We start from the raw sequence: 18,399 nt of genomic DNA, 5'->3' as shown, positions 1-18,399 counted from the left end.
TTATTACCTGGTACTAATCCAATTCAATATTATCCTAACACTTTTTATCACATATTTTCAACTAATTTCACTTTGTAAAACAGATCAATTTTCTTGTCTAGTGAATTAAGAACATGAAAAAATGTGTTGTTTGAATTTCCTAAACGACTTTGCCTGAAGTACAAAGCCTATTTATGTACGAACCAAAGTCAAGAAAAACACCGGAATGATGAAAGCGTTTTTTTGTTGACTAAGTTGAAAAATAGATGTAAATTAAAATAATTCACAAAAATAAATGTTCAGTTTGGAACAGTTTAATAAGGAAAGAATGGTGATGTTGAGTGAAGAATGAAAAACAAATAATTCAATCAGTACAACTATTGCGTTCATTTTGGAACGTGCAGAAAAATATCATGCGATTCGTTCAAAAGACAGCGGCAGAAAATGATTTAACAGTTCCGCAATATTCGATTTTGATGACCATTTCCCCTCATAAGGAGACCACTCAAAAAATAGTTGGGGAGAAAACGTTTCTTCCAAAAAGCACACTGAGTCAAGCGGTCGATGGCCTTGTTCGGGCAGGCATGCTCCAACGAGAGCATGTGGAGGGCAACCGGCGTGAGATTCAGCTGTCAATCACCGAAAAGGGGAAAAATACATTAAAAATGATTCATTTTCAAGAAAGCAGTATCCACCAAATATTTCAATCGGCGATTGAATTGCTTTCTGAAGAACAGTTTGAAGAGTTGCTTGAAACGCATCTTCAAATTACAAACTTTTTAGAAGCTCAAGCAATAGAAAAAGGAGAGTGTACAAAATGATAAAAATACTGAAAAATTTATCCGTTTATAAGTGGATTATTTCAGCAGTTATCGGTCTGGTTTTTATTCAATCGATGTCGGACCTCTTTTTACCTACACTCATGGCGGATATTATTGATAAAGGCGTCGTTCGAGGTGACACTCCTTACATTTGGAAAATCGGTGGTTTGATGCTGGTGGTTTCAGCACTTGGCGCTTGTGCTTCCATAATCGCAAGCTACTATTCGTCCAAAGCAGCAATGGGAATGGGACGGGATCTCCGGCTGAGAGTCTTTAATCATGTAGAAAAATTTTCGTTACAAGAATTTGACGAAGTCGGTACCGCGTCATTGATTACACGGACGACCAATGATATAACACAAGTCCAGCAAGTGGTTATCATGATGCTACGTATGGTAATCAGTGCACCCATCATGTTAGTCGGTGGAGTGATCATGGCAGTATCCATGGATGCAAAATTGTCCCTTGTCATTGTCGTCACTATGCCTTTTTTGATTGGTTCCATCCTGCTTATTCTATCCAAAGGTGTACCTCTTTTTCAAAAGGTGCAAAAACGATTAGACCGGTTGAACCTTGTATTAAGAGAAAATTTAACTGGAATTCGTGTCATTCGTGCCTTCAATCATGAAACACAAGAAAAAGAACGCCTTAAGAAAGCAAATAAAGAATTGACAGATGTCTCGATCAAAGTCAATAAAATCATGGCGTTCATGATGCCTGTAATGATGCTTGTCATGAACTTGACGGTTGTTGGTATCATTTGGTTCGGAGGAGTTCGTATTGATAACGGCGGCATGCAGATCGGGGACTTAATGGCCTTTATCCAATATGTAATGCAAATTATGTTCGCCCTTGTAATGGCATCCATGATGTTCGTTATGGTTCCACGCGCGGCCGTATCCGCAACGAGGATAAACGAGGTCCTTGACATGAAACCTTCATTCTTAGATGAAGGGACAGAAAAGGCAGATCGTGAACCCGGTACACTTGAATTTGAACATGTGACCTTCAGTTACCCAGGGGCAGAAGAGCCTGCATTATCGGATATCAGTTTTTCTGCAAGACCTGGTGAAATCACCGCAATAATCGGCGGAACTGGTTCAGGGAAAACGACGCTCGTCAATTTGATCCCTCGCTTCTATGATACTTTAAGTGGGACAATTCGCGTCAATGGTGTTGATATTCGTAATTCATCACAAGATGAAGTTCGGTCAAAAATTGGCTTTGTACCACAAAAGGCTGTCCTCTTTACAGGTACCATTGCTGAAAACATTCGCTTTGGAAAACAAACCGCCACACAAGATGAAATTGAGCATGCAGCCCATATCGCGCAAGCTGAAGATTTTATCAGTAACATGAAAGACGGCTATCATGCAGAAATAGAACAAGGAGGCTCAAACCTATCAGGAGGGCAAAAGCAACGGCTTTCGATTGCACGGGCACTCATTAGGAAACCTGATATTTATATATTTGATGATAGTTTTTCTGCACTAGACTTCAAGACAGATGCCAACCTTCGTGCAGCCTTGAAAGATGAAACGAAAAATGCGACGGTACTACTCGTTGCACAGCGGGTCAGTACGGTCGTTGACGCTGACCGAATCATTGTATTGGACGAAGGACACATTGCGGGTATGGGAACACACCAAGAATTGCTAAGTACAAACGACATATACCGTGAAATCGCCTTATCACAGCTCTCAGAGGAGGAAATTGCATGAGTAATCAAAAAAAACCTCAAAGCGGCGGTCAGATGGGGCATGGTCCTGGTGGCGGTAACATGATGATGATGGGTCAAAAAGCAAAAGATTTTAAAGGAACACTAAGACGTCTCTTGGCCTATTTAAAACCGCGGCGCAACAAATTGATTGCCGTGTTCTTCGCTGCAATCATGAGTACGATTTTCATGATTGTCGGACCAAAAATCATGGGAACGGCGATTACGGAATTATTCGAAGGGGCTTACGGGAAATTTCAAGGAATACCTGGAGCAGCTATTAATTTTGATAAAATTGGCCAGATTCTTCTACTACTTGCTGGACTGTATGTCTTAAGCAGCCTTTTCAACTATGTACAACAATATATTATGTCCAGTGTTGCACAAGAAACGGTATATGATCTACGGGAAGATGTTAATAAAAAGCTCGAGAAACTTCCTCTCAAATATTTTGAAGGACGTCCTAACGGGGAAACACTTAGCCGAATGACAAATGATATTGATACAATCGGGAGCACCCTTCAACAAAGCTTAACGCAGTTCATCACATCAATCGTCACGATTTTGGGGATTATCATCATGATGCTTTCCATTAGCCCGTTATTGACATTAATCTCGATAGTCAGCTTACCTTTGTCAATATTTGCAATCCGGCCTATTTTAAAAAGATCCCAAAAACATTTTGCCGATCAACAGCGTACACTTGGGCAATTAAATGGGCACATTGAAGAGATGTACACTGGCCATCAAGTCGTTAAAGCATTCGGACATGAAAAAAAGGCAAGTGCCCAGTTTACTAAGGTTAATGAAGAATTGTATAAAGCGGGAAGAAAGGCACAGTTTATATCTGGAATCATCATGCCCATGATGTTTTTTATCGGAAATTTGAGCTATGTCCTCATCAGCGTTGTCGGCGGAATTTTGGTAACGCAACGTTCGATCTCAATTGGTGATATTCAAGCATTCATCACATATTCAAAGCAGTTCACCCAGCCGATCACACAAACAGCCAACATCGCAAACATTATTCAGTCAACGGTTGCAGCAGCTGAGCGTGTCTTTGAGCTACTTGATGAAGAAGAGGAAATGAAAGAAAAAACCACAGCTAAAATAAGGAGAGCAAATGGTGCTGTCACTTTTGAACATGTCGACTTTGGATATGGGGAAGAAATGTTAATTAAAGATATGAACATCGATGTCTCTTCTGGACAGACGGTCGCAATTGTTGGACCGACTGGTGCTGGAAAAACGACCATGATAAATCTCTTGATGAGATTTTATGAACTAAATGGCGGAAAGATTAAAATTGATGGTCTTGATACACGGAATATGTCCAGGAATGATCTTCGTAAGAACTTTGGGATGGTACTTCAAGATACCTGGCTCTTTAATGGCACGATTAAGGACAATATCGCTTATGGAAAAAATGGAGCAACAGATGAAGAAATTTTTACAGCTGCTCGGACGGCACATGCCGACCATTTCATTCGGACACTGCCAGATGGTTATGAGACAGTTTTGAACGAAGAAGCTTCGAACATCTCACAAGGACAAAAGCAGCTTTTGACAATCGCACGAGCTGTTCTTGCAGATCCACCAATCATGATATTGGATGAAGCGACGTCGAGTGTGGACACTCGGACCGAAGTCTTTATCCAAAAGGCGATGAACAGACTGATGGAAGGACGGACTAGCTTTGTCATTGCCCATCGTCTCTCAACGATTAAGGATGCAGATTTGATTCTCGTTATGGATCAAGGAAAAGTGATTGAGCAAGGAACGCATTCGGAACTATTAGAAGTAAATGGTTTCTACGCAGATCTCTACAATAGTCAGTTTACTGAAAATGTAGCTGGTTAATAAGAAAGAGGCTCGATTTCCATTCGGAATCGAGCCTCTCTTTATAATATTCTTACCCACAACCACTCCATGCTTACACCGATTCCATAAATAAGCGATAACTTATAAGCTGTATCAATATCCCCTTTTATTTCCCTTTTTCACAAATTCCCAATCTACCTCAATATTTTTTCTGACCCTTTGAAGAAGATGAAACACCGCTTCCGTTTCTTCCAAAGAAAATCCAGAAAATGCAACCTTGTCGGTATACTCCCCTTCTTTCTGTAAAAAAGGATAGACCTTTTCACCTTTATCAGTAGGATATAACTTTTTAATTTTTTTGTTGCCCTCATCATTTTTCTTTTCGATAAAACCTTGAATTTCAAGTTTTTTAATGGCACGAGCTGCTGTCGTCCGGTCGACCTTTATCATTTCTGCTAACTTTTCTTGAATGATTCCTCGATTTTCACATATTCGAACAAGATACAAATACTGCCCTTTTGTAAGGTCAAATTCTTTAAATTGGATATTACTTATAGAGTCCAATGCCCTTGCTATCATTCCAATTTCACGGAGTATTTCCTTCATTCAAAAAGCCCGTGACTTTTTGTTGTATTTACAACAAAATTAATTTCATTTATACTATAAAGGATATACATTTATTATGACTTGTCTAATTAAATAAATCTAGAAAAGGGATGAAGAACATTGGATTCTAAGAGAATAACTACAGAAAATGATTTAAAAATAGCCTTTCATATCAGAAAAGAAGTATTTGTCGAGGAACAAGGTTTCCAATTAGAAAGTGAATTTGATGAATTTGATACACTTAATGCTCCTTCTGAACACATATTAGTTTATTATAATGAACAACCAGTCGGAACTGGAAGGTTAAGAGTTGTTGATGGTTTAGGTAAATTGGAGAGAATTTGCATCTTAGAGCCTTACCGTAAATTTGGTCTTGGAAAAATAATAATAAAAACGTTAGAAGAAGTCGCAAAGGAAATGGAATTATCCCTGGTTAAATTACATAGTCAAACACAGGCAGAGGGCTTTTATAAAAAACTCGGCTATCAAACTTCATCCGATGTCTTTATGGAAGATGGCGGTCCACATCTTTTAATGAAAAAAGATTTAATTAATGAATAAGTGTGTTAAATGTATTTAACGTTTGGGTTAACGATTATAGGACTTGGAACGGCTATCTACTTACATGAAAATTTTGCACCATTAGACCGTTTGATGTTGATCATTCAAGATTTAACTGGAATGATTAAAAAACATTAATTTATCTTGTTTTGGTAATCACATTCAATGGAACAATTGGTATCGGGACTCTATTAACCGGTTGTTTAGGAGGGCCTTTTCTCAATTGCTTTTCCTATTAACTAGTAGTTTATTAAATAACCCCATTCCATCAGCAAATAGAGATAAAGATAAAGATAAAAACCATTCTATATAGGACGGTTTTTATCTTTTTTTTTCAGTTTTATTCCACAATCTGTCCCTTTTATGAAGCAACTAAAGCTTAATTTCTTACTTTCCATCGAGGAAATAGGCATATTTATATTTGGATTTCCTTAACGTTGTAAATCCGCGTATTTCCGGTTCAAGCTAAGGAACCGTAATAACTTCAAGCCCTTTATAACACGAAATGTTATAAAGGGCTCCGCCTTTTCATTACACAACGGGTGTTTTTTCATGAACAAGCGGGTGAAGAGCTTTAGTCTCATCAATGTAAACAAAAGCATCATATCTATTTGACAATACAGAAGGTACATAGTTTCCATATTGTTCATATTCCGGTCTGTATACAACCCCAATCGCCCGATGTCCAATCCTATCTTGGAATAGCTGCCGATTTTCATCATTGAAAATGAGCAACTTATCATACGCCCCCGAAAGGTGCATAGCCTCCTCCCAACTTCCTTTCATTGCCGGGGGTACTGTTTTTATTTCAAAATCCATGCCCCACTCGTCTGCTGCAATTACAGTTCCCCTGTAGGTTCCGAAACCTGTGATAAATACATCTTCAGTTGGGTTTTGCTCACGAATGACCTGGCCGACATTAATCATCCCGGAATCTCTCATATCAGTAGCACTGGCATCGCCAACATGGGTATTATGTTCCCACACAATCGCCTTGCCTTCAGAACCGTAAAAATCCATAATTTCATTAAGTGCATCCACCATATGCATATCTCGAATATTCCATGATCTATCGTCATGAACTACCATTGTCCTGTAATAATTTTCTGCATTATACGCCACCAGTGCATTCACTTGAAGATTCAAATTCAATTCTTCGTGATGGGGGTATTTTTCTTTTTTTCGCTGAATAGTTGTCAGTAATTCGGCTACTTCCTCTATACAGTCTTCCGAATAAATGCCTGCCGAAACTGCGTACTCTTCGTTATTCCGATTGAATGGCTCAAAACATGTGAACGCCTGTCTGGCAGCATCGAGGTCAGGTGAATCAATTTGCTTTAAGTAATGGATGACTTCATCCATGGATTCCCAAAGACTATAGATATCGATTCCATAAAATCCAATTTTCGTTTGATTTTGTCCAGACTCATTGTATTGTTTCATCCATTCGATCAAGTCGATTATTTCCTCGTTTGCCCACATCCAGGTCGGCCAGCGGTCAAAACTCTTAAGAACATCCTGTGCCGATTTAGTTTCTAGGTCATACCCTTTAACATATCTATTAATTGCCTGGCATGCGGGCCAATCACCTTCAACGGCTACAAAGGTGAACCCTTTTTCTTTAATCAGTTTTTTTGTTATTTCAACTCGGGCCGTGTAAAACTCGGATGTTCCATGTGATGCCTCACCCAGCAAAACAAATTTTGAATTTTTAACTTGTTGAACGAGCATATCCCAATCAGCTTCACTTGTAAGCGGGACTGAATGTTCGATTATTGACTGAACCAGATTATGATGCACTGTTTTTCCTCCTTTTCTTCTCACGACCATTATCGTTTGTACTCAGCATTATAAGAATTTGAACCTGCGTGTACTGACAGTAGTGTATCAGCGTATCCTACTAGACGATTTACAAGTTCATCACAAATGGAGTAAACCAGCTGAAAATTTTCTTCCTCAAATAGAGCATAGTCATCCAGAATGACCGTCGTATTAATGAACATATCCTTGTTTCCATATAGATTGTAGTGAACTATAACCTTTCCAGCAGCGCCTCCAGTAACTGGATCCTTAAAGCCGGGAATAAAAACAAACCATTCTTCAGCAGTAGCAGACCTGAAGTTTTTTGTGAAAGACATTCGCTCGGTTACATTCTGTATCTTTTTTAAATCTTCCGGGTTTAGATCCTTGATCTTATTCATTCCATAGCCACCCTTAACACCCTTGTTAATAATCATCAGTTATAGATTTTCCTTAAGGGACCAATCCTATAAATATTATTATGAAAAAATGACTTTCCACGGAAAAAAGCACGCCTGAACCGCCTAGACTGGCATAAACTTCAGAAGAACCAAATTATTTGCCATATACTAATTATTGTTCAGATTCTTCATTAATTTTAGGTGAGACTGGGTCGGTCAGAATATCACTAAATATCACTGCCCAAAAGGGGACAAACTATATTTGAAATAAGAAAGGAGATGTGAGACATGACAAAAAAATTTAATAAAGGCAGCCGAAATCAAAATTCACCGCAATTACACGGACAAGCTCCTGTTAGTGGGGACAACAGTAAAGGAAATAAAAGAAATAAAGATCAAAGTTCAAAAAGAGATAGTGGAATTTAAATGAAACAAACCGGTCATATTGAAGTGAACCCAAAAAGTTAGACACTTTATTGGAGGGCATGAACCCGGTAATCTACTGGGCTCATGCCTTTTAATTTCGCTTTGATTCGTCGGTGATTGAAGTGGATATAATCTTCTAGTTCTTGTTTAAAATGCTGTCGGTGATCGGCATTCGGAAGGGCTGAAAATTTTATGCATATTAAATCTGACCGGAAAGTGGGATTTGAAGCAGGCCTTCACAACAGGTGGCATGCCAAGTTCGCACTAATCCTATGTGGGAGCGAATAAAGGCTGGTTGCACACGGAGACATCCCCTGCGACAGTGTTTGCCGTGATTGTGATGAATGATGCTCAGGTATTCGGCGCCATACAGGTGCTAAGCTTGTGAATGATCTTTAAGATAATCTGCGAAGTTTTCTGGAGAGTTTCCGAGTTTTGAGTTTGTGGAGCGTGAGAAAGAACTAAATGAACTGCTCGGACATTAGCCTGTGGAAGTGGGAGCTGATGAACTGCTTGGAGTTGTACTTGGGTTTATGTCGGGTAAATTGGAGGATGGCAAGCCCTCAAAAATCAAACGGCTGAAAACGGTGGATAAGCCTTCATATTCTAAATCTTGAAGAAATGTATAAAAATTTCATAACGCTTATATTAATCCGTTCCTGTGCTATTAAAATAGACGAACAATAACTTAAGATAATGGGTTTTTAACAGTTCAAAACCGAATAATTTATCTCAATGAATTTAGAGCCGAAAATGACCTAGGCCTCTCTGCTTATTAGAAAGGCTTAGGTCATTTCATGTCCCCAAAATCAGTTCTTCCGGGACATTTTCATAGCGAAAGAGTACATATCCGATCTGAATAATCCTTTATAATATTCTACTAAGTTACCATCAGAATCAAAAATCATCCGTTCTGTAATCAGCAAACACATCGTATCTTTTATCCCCAAATGTTCAGCATCTTCTTTTGTTGGAAAGCCGCAGGTTATTATTTGCTCCGCTTCACAAAAGTTAATGTTCAGATCTCCTTCGAGTGCGTCATACAATACGGTGGTACTTAAATCGAATTTCGTCAATTCTTTTCCTAGGTCCAAAGAATAATAATGCAATTCAATGGCTATGGGGACATCCCCCTGTAGTCGCAGCCTTTTAATATGGTAAGATTCATCTTCAAAACCATTTGCATCAGCTATATTTTCAGGTGTCATTACACGGCCATGATCCAGTAATTCAATCCCCATGCCTTTAGTGGTTTCAGTGAAACTTATCATTTTAAGCCATTCCTGTACGGGTTTAAGGGAAACGAACGTTCCCTTCCCATGCCTTTTTTCCAATATCCCCTCACGAACCAGGATGGATACGGCTTCCCGTACAGTGCTTCTGCTGACTGAATACATATCCATTAGTTCCCTTTCACTCGGGATTTTGTCTTTATAATAACCTTCTAAAATCTGATTTTCCAATATGGTTTTTAATTGAGCGTGTAATGGGATTGGATTTTTAAAGTCTAACTCCATAAAATTTCCTCCAAACAGAAAAAGACATCGTAATGTTCGTATCAGTTCTTATATTGTAAACCAAATAGTTATAATTTTCAAACATGCCAACACTCACTTTTCCTTATATTGGGATTTGACGGATTATCCATTGTTTCTGTTCCAATACAACTCACATACAAAAACCGTTTTCTATGAATGAATAAATAAGCCCCGATTAGTACTCGTATTCAGGGTATCCTATATGACCCTTCAAGTGGAAGATTAAACAATAAAGTACGAGATTATGGAAAGCAGCAAAGAGGTAATGGTCATGGCTAAAAGAGGACGCATGGCTTTTGTGCGCAGTGCCTGCAGGCTTACATTCAGTCCAAGACCGATCATGGCCATTGTCAATATGAATGTAGTCGTATTGGAAATACCATCCATTACGATTGGAGACACCGTAATATAAGTTCCAAACACATAACTTCCAATTAGACTCATGATTATAAAACCAACGAGGAACCAGGGAAAATCAATTTTGGCATCATGGCCCATTTTCCCGGATGTACGTTTTTTCATCCAATAAATAAAAATGAAGCATAAAGGGATAAGTAAAAAGACGCGGCCCAATTTTGCGAGGAGCGCAATCGCTAGCGCATCTTCACCAGCCGGAGCTCCTGCCAATGCAACATGGGCGATTTCATGAAGACTGATTCCAGACCAAATCCCATAATCCAAAGCGGATATCGGTAGGATTGGACGTAAAAGTGTATAAACAATGGAGAAAAGCGTTCCCATTAAAGCGATTATCCCGACGCCTATGGCTGTATCTTCTTCCTTGGCTTTCACGATTGGAGATATTGCCGCAATAGCCGCTGCACCGCATATCCCAGTTCCAACTGCAAGAAGAAGGGAAATGGAGGCATCTGCCTTAAACCACTTTGCAATCAGGACCATCACGACTATGGCAAATGTTACTGTGCCTATGTCACGTACCAACAATGGTAAACCCTGATTGAAAATCACATCAATATTTAACTTCAATCCGTATAAAATAATGGCAAAACGCAAAAGTTTTTTAGCGGAAAATTCAATTCCCGTCCGGAATTTTTCTGGATAGCCAGCGATTTGACGATAAATCACGGCAATGATGATCGAACACGCAAGAGGACCGATTCGATTGAATCCTGTAACCTTGGACAGCCCCAAGCCTAAAAGTGCTATAAAAAAGGTAAAAGCGATACCGCCCATCCATAAAAGCACCTTATTTTGAAGCGGTGAATTCGAATTTTGCTGTTCCTGACACGTTTCTTCCATTGGCTCATATTTTTCTAATTCCATACATTCCTTCCCCCTTCCCAGATAACCTGAAGCATTAGGATCATCCCCTACTTTCAATCGTTTGAAAAAGATCGGTTTCTTCTATAATAGTAGGTAAATTCCCTTTGATAAAATTCTCGGATTCCTTTAAAAAAGGCAAGTTCGGCTTTTGGTTTCCCCACAGTTCAGGAACGGCCAAAGTCTGGGAACGATGAGATCTTAAAGCTAGGATCTTTTTCTGTAAAGTCCCTGCTATATTCACTCTTGTGATTCTGCTCAGCCCGTTTTCCTTTAACCATTCATCATAAAACGCATGCCAAAGGACAAAGTACAGACTTTGAACTTTAAAAGCTGGAAATACTGGATCTGGATAAAAATCGGGATCACCGGATTTTAGAAAAGCAAATTCGGCAGCACGGCCAATCGCACAATGGTCTGGATGCCCCCCATATTTCTCATGGAATGTTACTAGTGCATTCGGTTGAACCTCACGAATCACCTTCACGATTCTCTCCTCCAATAAATCGAAGCTTTCAAATTCAATCGTTTTATCCCTCACATGTAACAATCGAAGGTCGTTGATCCCTAATTCTTTACAAGCGCTTTTTAATTCCCTTACCCTTACTCCAGGCAATGTCTCCCTCGATGTAAGAATCGGGTTTCCCATGCGCCTGCCCATTTCGCCTTTTGTCGCACATAGTAAAGTTATATGAACACCTCTTTCAGACATTTTGGCAATGGTTCCGCCACACAGGAATGATTCATCATCGGGATGAGCAAGAACCACCAATAACCTTTGTTGTGATTGCATATTTCCTCCTACTTCGGATTCTCCAGTTTTCCCCACACTGTGAGACCTAACATGAAAAAAATGGACATGGATGTCAAAACGGTTAGACATATCATGCCCATCTTCATTTCCCTCTATAATATAGCTCCCTAAAGCACCATCATCTTTTATCGGTCAACATAATTCATATAAAACGGATTTAACCGTTTCTATGACAAAGCGTAAATCTTCAACGGTCGAAGATAAAGGCGGTGCAATGATCAATACATTTCCATATCCAGGAACTGTATCACCATTACGGCCGATGATAAGGCCCTTTTCCTTGCAAGCCCCTATTATTTTACCCATGAACACATCGGAAACAGGTGTTTTTTTCCTTTTATCTTCCACTAATTCAATGCCATATAAAAATCCAACACCACGGACTTCCCCTACTTTATCCAGGGCTGTCAATTCAAAGAGTTCACTGAGTGTCGATTCACTGAGTTCAGATACTCGTTGAACGATTTTTTCATTTTCTATGATTTCAATATTCTTTAGAGCAACTGCGCAAGATGCTGGATGGCCTCCATATGTTGACACATGCCTGAAATGATTTAACTTTCCATTCTCTTTGAATTTCTCATAAATCCTAGAATTCACTGCCGTTGCTCCAAGTGGAAGATAACCGCTGGTTAAACCCTTTGCCATCGTTACAATATCAGGTTGGACACCATCGGAGTGCATGAACCCAAACATTTTTCCGGTTCTTCCAAAACCTGAAACCACTTCATCCACAATTAAGAGAACATCATGCTTCTTACAAATTTCTGAAACTCTTGTTAGGTATTCTTTCGAAGGAATGAGGACCCCGCCACCAGAGATGAATGGTTCAAGAATAACACCAGCTACCGTTTCGGACCCTTCAAAATTAATAACCTGATCGATATATTCGGCTGCTAGCAAATCGGAGTTTTCAACGTTGTCCCCAAATGGGCTTCGATAACTGTACGGCGGTGGCACATGCAGGAAACCTGGAACCGCCGGGTCATATTTCACTCTCCGGTTCGCCTGTGCGGTCGCGCTTAGCGCCCCGAATGTATTACCATGATAAGCTCTATACCTAGAGATGAATTTGTATTTACCTGGATTTCCATTTTGTGAATGATATTGCCTGGCAATCTTGAAAGCTGTCTCATTCGCCTCAGAGCCGCTGTTCGTAAAAAAAGTGGTATAGGAGCCCTTTAAATGTTCACTTATTTTTGCAGATAATTCGATTGCCGGCTTATGGCTTAACGTTAAAGGGAAGTAAGATAAGTTAATCATTTGTTCATAGGCTGCCTGCGCGATTTCTTTTCGTCCGTGACCAAGATTCAAGCACCATAAACCGGAAACTCCATCTAAATATTTATCACCTTTAGTATCTGTGAACCATGAACCGGATCCTTCTGTAGCCATCATGGGAGCATCCTTCTCATTATAACGATGCATCGCATGCCATAAATGGTCTTTATCCATTTGAACAAGGTCTTTCGTTTCAGTTTCCATCTTCACTATTGAAACCCCCTTATTTTTCATTAAATGCAATTAAGTTCCCATGCTGTTACAGATCTTTAGAGCGAATTGGTGATGGTGCGATGACCCAAATTCAAGTCATCGCACAAGTCATATCACTCTTTTCGAACCATTATTTATCCCAGTTTTTATGATCTAAATGAGAATATTTTTCTAATAATCTAGTAGGCATTTTTAATGCATCTTTTCTAAATGGAGGAGCTAATTGTGTTCCATCCACTTGTATATCAATGACAGTCGGTTTGTTTGACTTTATTGCTTTTTCAATGACAGAACCCAATTCCTCAGGTTTTTCCACTCTAATGCCGACAGCCCCCATAGATCGGGCAACTTCTGCAAAATCAGGATTTTGGATATCAGCCCCTACAAAACGGTTATTATAAAAATCGACCTGGTTCTTTTTCTCTGCGCACCATGCATTATTATTGAAGACACATGCTATGACCGGTATGTTTTCTTCTACAGCCGTACTCACTTCATGTAAGCTCATTCCCCATGCGCCATCTCCAACAATGGCTATAACAGGCGTATTCGGCTCAGCTAATTTGGCACCTAATGCGGATGGGTAAGCAAATCCCGTATTCCCGAATGTAAGCGCAGCGATATGCCTGCGGCTCTGATTGAATTTCAAGTAAGCGTTTGCAGTTGACGATACATTACCGATATCTGTAGTAACGATGGCATTTTCGGGCAACACTTTAGTCAATTCCAATAGGGCACGACGCGGATTGATCGGGGTTCCATCAATCATCGCAAGTTTCACCAATTCTTCTTCCCATTTTTGTTTTTCATTCGTTACTTCGACTATCCGCCCTTTTTCTTGTTTTAGATTAGGTTTACTAGCCTTCAACCGTTTCAAGATTTCACGACTCGCTTCACGGGCATCTCCGATGATCCCGACTTCCACAGGGTGCGTCCTCGCTATTTGCCTTGGGTTAATATCTATTTGGATGATTTGCGCATCTTTAGGGAAATAATCAATGTCATAGCATGGTAACGTTCCAAATACCGATAATCTTGTACCGACCGCCAATATGACGTCCGCTTTCTTAAGTGTATTCATGGCAGCCTTTGAACCCATGTAACCGATTGGGCCGACTGACAATGGATGATCAGCAGGAAAGGCATCATTATGCATATAGGAGACAGCTACCGGAGCCGTTAAATATTCTGCAATATTCTTAATTTCCTCAATACCATCTGAATCAACCGTTCCCCTCCCGGAAATGATGACAGGATACTCAGCCTCAGCTAAAATTTCAGCTGCTCTATCCAAGGATGCAGAAGATCCGCAGCCCCTTTCATCTACGCGATATTGATGTGGCTGAAGTATTTGATCTTCCACTTCACCATAGAAGTAATCACGGGGGATATCGAATAAAACCGGTCCCCTTTCGGCATAGGCAATCCGGAATGCTGTCCTCAGGCAATCAGCGACCCGGCCTGGGTGTGTCACTCTAACCGTTTCTTTCGTGATTGCCTTGAAGATGGATACCTGATCACATTCTTGAAAACCATCCCATCCAACTGTTGGTGTACCAGCTGAAGGTGATATGACAACCATTGGAGTATGAGCTTGATTGGCCGCTGCAACAGAGGTGACCATATTCGTCATTCCAGGTCCGTTTTGCCCGATGACAACTCCTGCAACACCTGATACACGACAATACGCATCTTCCATATGTGCTGCACTTTGTTCATGGCGGACACCAATGAAACGAATGCCTGCAGTTGGCAATAAATCAAGCATATCCATGAAAGCCGATCCCAGAATTCCAGAAATATGTTTAACTCCCTCAGCAACTAATGTCTCAACGATGGCTTCACTTGGTGTCATTTTAACTTTCGTTCCTCTTAACATTTTTGTTTCGACCATAGCACATTCTCCTTAATTTTAGTTATTTCTGATAATGACGTTGCGACGTCCGTACCAGTTATAAGATGTATAATACTACCATCGGATGAAACAGTCAATAAATAAATTGAATATTTTGAATTTATTTAAAATCTCTAACCATCATAGTCACTAACTCATGTATTTGAATCTTTTTTAACCAATAAATATATCCTTTTTTTCTGTCAATCTGTAGTTGATCCTATCGATGATCTCCAATAAATCACCTATATCATCAATTACGAAATCGGCACCTGCATTCCAAAAACGATTTTCTGCATGATTCATCCGTTTTTGCAGATCATATGGGTCCATTTCGTTGATTTCTGCCTCTGAAAGGCCTATTTCACTGCCGCCCTTCAATACGGCAACAGTCCACATTCCCGCAGAAATGCCTTCTTTGATGTCACTTATCGTATCGCCGACTTTAACGATTTTACTGAGTGGATACACTTGGAGATTAATCGCCGTCTTAAAGCACATCCAAGGGGCAGGCCTTCCTGTAGGCACTTCGGTAGACGCAACGATGGAATCTGGTTGATAGCCCCATTTTTCCGCCTCTTGTTTAACAACATCAATCATTTCACGAGTGTACCCTGTTGTCGAACCGATTTTTATTCCTTGCTGCCTTAAACGGCTGATTAATTCAATTACGCCTGGTATTGGCTTGGCGTTTTCCTTGAGAACCTTAAAAAGCAAAGCCTCAAAGTCCATATATAATGATTTTAGATCTCTTTCGTCCGGTTCTTTCCCGAATTTAGCAATCCATAAATTGGAGATTCGTTTCATTTTCAGGAGTTCCATTATATGATCCATTTTCAATAAACCCATAGGTTCCCTTGCTTCCTTAATGGTAATATCTATCCCCCTTATCCTGAATATCTCGACAAATGCTTGGACCGGTGCAAAACAACCATAATCCACCGTCGTTCCTGCCCAATCAAATATCACTGCCTGAACCTCTTTGCATTCTTTTGCACTTTCCAAACTATGTCCCCTCCTATCGCTTACCCCCTCCAAAATCACCGAACTTGCTAAACCTGTTAAAACCCATAAATCCCCTACTGGTGAACCCGGGTATAAAGAGAATTCATTTCACTTCTTCCAAAAATAACTGTAGATCTTCTTTAGTAGCTTCAGAGAGTCGTTTTATCTTTTCAAGATCCTTATCCGGATTCCCTGACTCCCCAATTAATGGGTAAAGGTTTTTCTCAATCCGTTCATACCAATCAGGGTATTCATCTTCCACTTGCTTTTCTATCGAATCCCAAGTAGAACTGATCTCTTTTCCCATTTCTTGAATTTTCCCTGAATCCGCCTCCGTACTTATTTCTGATTCCAATCCTTTTATGGATTGAATCACATCGTCGACACCTTTTTTAATAACCTCTGCATTTTGGGTTTCACCCGTATTTGAATCTGGATTTTCATTCATGACTGGACTATTTTCTTGTTGGGCCTCGTCTGGTTCGCTTGAATTGTTGCAGCCTGACAGCAATATGGCTCCAAGGACAACCCCACTAGTAATTACACGGAAACCATTCAACATAATCCCTCCTTCATGATTTAAAGACAGATGTCACCAAGCACTTGTTGGCGCAACTCTCTTTTTCTATGGGAAATCATATTCTAGCTGATTAGTGATTGAAGAATTTTGTCTGAGGAATTCCATAGAAGTAAACGAAGCATTACCTTAAATTAAATCAATGGTATAGAGCCAAAGCTATAACTTTTCAGAATTAGGGGAACCAGAAACAATTTTTAATTCATTCTCCATATACTTCGCTTTTTTTCGCCGAAGGAAAAAGAATGAACAGATAACGATCAAGCTAAATAGCATGGTAAAGATAAACTGTGGACGCTGCGAATCGATAAATGCCATTAATATTAACACGGAAATCATGGAAATTATGGTCGCATAAGTCAAATACGGGAATAACCACATCTTGATTTTGAAAACTCCGGGATTCTCTTTCTCCATTCTCTTCCTTAATCGGAGATGTGAAACCGCAATGGCCAGATAAACAAGAATTCCGACTCCACCCGAGGAATTGACTAAAAAGAAAAAGATTTTATCAGGTGAAACATAACTAAAAATGGTGCTGATAAAGGCAAATAAGGTAGAGCCGACTACAGCAAATATAGGAACGCCGTTTTTGCTCACTTTTGAAAATAACTTTGGAGCGTCGCCTTTTTGTGCAAGTGAAAATAACATGCGAGAACTCGTATATAATCCCGAATTCAAACAGGAAAGCAATGCAATGAGAATCACTAAATTCATGATCAGGGCAGCAGAAGGGATACCCATCATTTCAAGTACGGCAACAAATGGACTTTTCAGCAAAGAAGCCGAATTCCAGGGTAATAGCGTCACTAGTATGGCGATGGACCCAATATAGAAAATCAGGATTCGCCAAACTACACTATTCAATGCACTTCTAACTGACTTTACCGGATCACTGGTCTCACCAGCAGCAATCGCGGGAATCTCCACTCCAACAAAAGCATGAAAAACAATTGCGACACCAACAAGCACAGAACTTATCCCATTTGGAATAAAACCGCCAAAATTCAAAAGATTAGAAGTGCCAGGTGGTTTTATCGTTGGGATAAACCCAAATATCACTGCCACGCCCAGGCACAAAAAAAGGATGATGCTGATTATTTTAATGATTGAAAACCAGTATTCGAACTCACCAAACGATTTCACCGAAAAAATATTCGTCATTTTCAATAGGATAATCAAAGATAGACTTATGACCCAGACGGGAACGGAAGGAAGCCAGCTGTGTATGATTGCAGCTCCCGCTGTTGCTTCCAAAGCGATTACGATAACCCAAAAGAACCAATATAACCAACCTGTTGTAAAACCAGCCCATTCACCAATCCCCTCTCTTGCATAAACGGCAAAAGATCCAGTATTTGGATTCACTGTGGCCATTTCCCCAAGCATCCTCATGACTAAAACAACGATCAAGCCAGCCAAAACATATGATAAAATCGCTCCGGGGCCCGTTTGACCAATAATGATACCGCTTCCTACGAATAAACCAGCGCCTATGACACCACTCAAAGATATCATCGTTAAATGTCTTTGTTTCAGACCTGGTTTCAGTTCTTCCTGTTGATGTTTCATACCCTCCACCAACTTTCAATATTTTGGGGAATCAACTAAGATAATCGCTACTTGAATGTAAAACAAGGCTTTTCAGCTGCCTGTCCTTTACA

General features: G+C 39.9%; 16 protein-coding genes and 3 pseudogenes. 7 read left to right on the top strand and 12 right to left on the bottom strand.

The window, feature by feature from the left end; all coding sequences use genetic code 11:
- Positions 1-320: 320 nt before the first annotated feature.
- The 3 genes from UP17_RS09770 to UP17_RS09760 are packed head-to-tail and all read left to right on the top strand — an operon-like array spanning position 321 to position 4,377.
- Positions 321-800: a MarR family winged helix-turn-helix transcriptional regulator gene (locus tag UP17_RS09770; RefSeq protein WP_061462834.1), complete on the top strand. Its 480-nt coding sequence runs from the start codon at positions 321-323 to the stop codon at positions 798-800.
- Positions 797-2,521, top strand: a complete 1,725-nt coding sequence (locus tag UP17_RS09765) for an ABC transporter ATP-binding protein (RefSeq protein ID WP_061462833.1) — start codon at positions 797-799, stop codon at positions 2,519-2,521. The genes UP17_RS09770 and UP17_RS09765 overlap by 4 nt, the downstream gene beginning before the upstream one ends.
- A complete protein-coding gene (locus UP17_RS09760) occupies positions 2,518-4,377 on the top strand; it encodes an ABC transporter ATP-binding protein (protein ID WP_061462832.1) in 1,860 nt (619 codons plus the stop codon). The genes UP17_RS09765 and UP17_RS09760 overlap by 4 nt, the downstream gene beginning before the upstream one ends.
- Positions 4,378-4,491: 114 nt before the next feature.
- On the opposite strand, the gene UP17_RS09755 is transcribed toward UP17_RS09760, so the two are convergent.
- Positions 4,492-4,944 (bottom strand): MarR family winged helix-turn-helix transcriptional regulator, encoded by a 453-nt coding sequence (locus tag UP17_RS09755; protein WP_061462831.1) that lies wholly within the window; start codon positions 4,942-4,944, stop codon positions 4,492-4,494.
- A gap of 120 nt (positions 4,945-5,064) precedes the next feature.
- Here UP17_RS09755 and UP17_RS09750 point away from each other — a divergent pair, with 120 nt between their 5' ends.
- Together UP17_RS09750 and UP17_RS28705 are read left to right on the top strand one after the other, a co-directional pair.
- Positions 5,065-5,505 carry a GNAT family N-acetyltransferase gene (locus tag UP17_RS09750; RefSeq protein ID WP_061462830.1) on the top strand — a complete coding sequence of 147 codons (441 nt, stop codon included), beginning with the start codon at positions 5,065-5,067 and terminating at the stop codon, positions 5,503-5,505.
- 24 nt (positions 5,506-5,529) lie between these two features.
- Positions 5,530-5,744, top strand: a pseudogene (locus tag UP17_RS28705) (YitT family protein); the annotation flags it as partial.
- 292 nt (positions 5,745-6,036) lie between these two features.
- Here the strand turns inward: UP17_RS28705 and UP17_RS09745 are convergent.
- Both UP17_RS09745 and UP17_RS09740 read right to left on the bottom strand, forming a co-directional pair.
- The gene (locus UP17_RS09745; RefSeq protein WP_250211787.1) at positions 6,037-7,305 is read right to left on the bottom strand and encodes an erythromycin esterase family protein; all 1,269 of its coding nucleotides are present in this window, start codon (positions 7,303-7,305) and stop codon (positions 6,037-6,039) included.
- Between the two features lie 29 nt (positions 7,306-7,334).
- Positions 7,335-7,706 (bottom strand): hypothetical protein, encoded by a 372-nt coding sequence (locus tag UP17_RS09740; RefSeq protein ID WP_061466050.1) that lies wholly within the window; start codon positions 7,704-7,706, stop codon positions 7,335-7,337.
- A 288-nt stretch (positions 7,707-7,994) separates the two neighbouring features.
- On the opposite strand from UP17_RS09740, the gene UP17_RS28260 reads away from it, so the two are divergent.
- A complete protein-coding gene (locus tag UP17_RS28260; RefSeq protein ID WP_167555979.1) occupies positions 7,995-8,132 on the top strand; it encodes a hypothetical protein in 138 nt (45 codons plus the stop codon).
- A gap of 47 nt (positions 8,133-8,179) precedes the next feature.
- Here the strand turns inward: UP17_RS28260 and UP17_RS26345 are convergent.
- Positions 8,180-8,287: pseudogene (locus UP17_RS26345) on the bottom strand (IS3 family transposase); the annotation flags it as partial.
- A gap of 26 nt (positions 8,288-8,313) precedes the next feature.
- Here UP17_RS26345 and UP17_RS29705 point away from each other — a divergent pair.
- Positions 8,314-8,749, top strand: a pseudogene (locus UP17_RS29705) (divergent PAP2 family protein).
- A gap of 192 nt (positions 8,750-8,941) precedes the next feature.
- Here the strand turns inward: UP17_RS29705 and UP17_RS09735 are convergent.
- The 8 genes from UP17_RS09735 to UP17_RS09700 form a co-directional block, all read right to left on the bottom strand.
- Positions 8,942-9,649: a GntR family transcriptional regulator gene (locus UP17_RS09735; protein ID WP_061462828.1), complete on the bottom strand. Its 708-nt coding sequence runs from the start codon at positions 9,647-9,649 to the stop codon at positions 8,942-8,944.
- A gap of 243 nt (positions 9,650-9,892) precedes the next feature.
- Entirely contained in the window at positions 9,893-10,930 is a 1,038-nt protein-coding gene (locus UP17_RS09730; protein WP_061466049.1) for a YeiH family protein, read from the bottom strand.
- Between the two features lie 64 nt (positions 10,931-10,994).
- Positions 10,995-11,744, bottom strand: a complete 750-nt coding sequence (locus UP17_RS09725; RefSeq protein WP_061462827.1) for a PIG-L family deacetylase — start codon at positions 11,742-11,744, stop codon at positions 10,995-10,997.
- A gap of 153 nt (positions 11,745-11,897) precedes the next feature.
- Positions 11,898-13,250: an aminotransferase gene (locus UP17_RS09720; protein ID WP_061466048.1), complete on the bottom strand. Its 1,353-nt coding sequence runs from the start codon at positions 13,248-13,250 to the stop codon at positions 11,898-11,900.
- Between the two features lie 139 nt (positions 13,251-13,389).
- Complete coding sequence (xsc, locus tag UP17_RS09715; RefSeq protein WP_061462826.1) at positions 13,390-15,153, bottom strand: sulfoacetaldehyde acetyltransferase; 1,764 nt, start codon at positions 15,151-15,153, stop codon at positions 13,390-13,392.
- A gap of 174 nt (positions 15,154-15,327) precedes the next feature.
- Positions 15,328-16,158, bottom strand: a complete 831-nt coding sequence (phnX, locus tag UP17_RS09710) for a phosphonoacetaldehyde hydrolase (protein WP_061462825.1) — start codon at positions 16,156-16,158, stop codon at positions 15,328-15,330.
- 103 nt (positions 16,159-16,261) lie between these two features.
- Positions 16,262-16,720 carry a hypothetical protein gene (locus UP17_RS09705; RefSeq protein WP_061462824.1) on the bottom strand — a complete coding sequence of 153 codons (459 nt, stop codon included), beginning with the start codon at positions 16,718-16,720 and terminating at the stop codon, positions 16,262-16,264.
- Positions 16,721-16,894: 174 nt separating this feature from the next.
- Positions 16,895-18,307 (bottom strand): amino acid permease, encoded by a 1,413-nt coding sequence (locus tag UP17_RS09700; protein WP_061462823.1) that lies wholly within the window; start codon positions 18,305-18,307, stop codon positions 16,895-16,897.
- Positions 18,308-18,399 lie beyond the last annotated feature (92 nt).

The organism is Peribacillus simplex, from assembly GCF_001578185.1.
Classification (GTDB): Bacteria; Bacillota; Bacilli; order Bacillales; family DSM-1321; genus Peribacillus; species Peribacillus simplex_A.
This window is presented reverse-complemented; position numbering and strand designations above follow the sequence as displayed.